The organism is Oleiphilus sp. HI0086, from assembly GCF_001635225.1.
Window position 1 is genome coordinate 1 of the sequence record NZ_LWFZ01000190.1, and the last position, 686, is coordinate 686.

The 686-nt window shown below is 46.2% G+C and carries 1 protein-coding gene; it reads right to left on the reverse strand.

The genetic code is table 11. From position 1 onward, the window contains the following. The coding region (locus A3756_RS02675; protein WP_068552863.1) for an enoyl-CoA hydratase at positions 1–581 on the reverse strand (581 nt) is incomplete at its 3' end. Positions 582–686: the final 105 nt, after the last annotated feature.

Consider the following 686-nt stretch of genomic DNA (forward strand, 5'->3'; position numbering starts at 1 on the left):
TCGCCTTTCGGTACACTTTCTAGTGCTAATCCGGTTTGAACGGCTGTTTCGGCATCCATTCTCTGCCCGAGCAAGATCATTTTACTTGCCCACGCTTCGCCAATTAACCAACTCAACCGCTGTGTGCCACCAGCGCATGGTAAAAGACCAACACCTGCTTCAGGCAGTGCAACCTGAGCCTGTTCTTCGACGATACGGATATCACAGGCAAGTGCACACTCAAGACCTCCACCCATCGCGTAACCATTGATAGCCGCGATGGATACACCCTTAAAACTTGCAAGGGCTTCAAATGCTTCGCCAAAACGGTGTGCAACATCTTTTGAAAGTATCTTGTCGCCGCTACTAAACTGCTTAAGGTCTGCACCAGCAGAGAAAAACTTTTCGCCTTGCCCGTGTATGACTAAGGCACTTATTCCGCTCATTGCATTGAGTTTTACGATGACGCTTGAAAGCGCGCCAAGGCTTTCCAAGTCCCAGGTATTTGCAGGTGGATTGTTGATAGTAATTTTAGCAATATGACCATCGACAGTAACAATAATTTTGTCACTAGAGGAAATATTCTGATTTTCTTGTGTCATAGCGGGTGTTCTTTCCTTTTTCAGAAGATTGGAATGCGCGAAGCTTGCCTACTAGCTTATCCGAGAAGCTGGAAGTTTTCATCAGATAACAAGGCTCTAGCAATG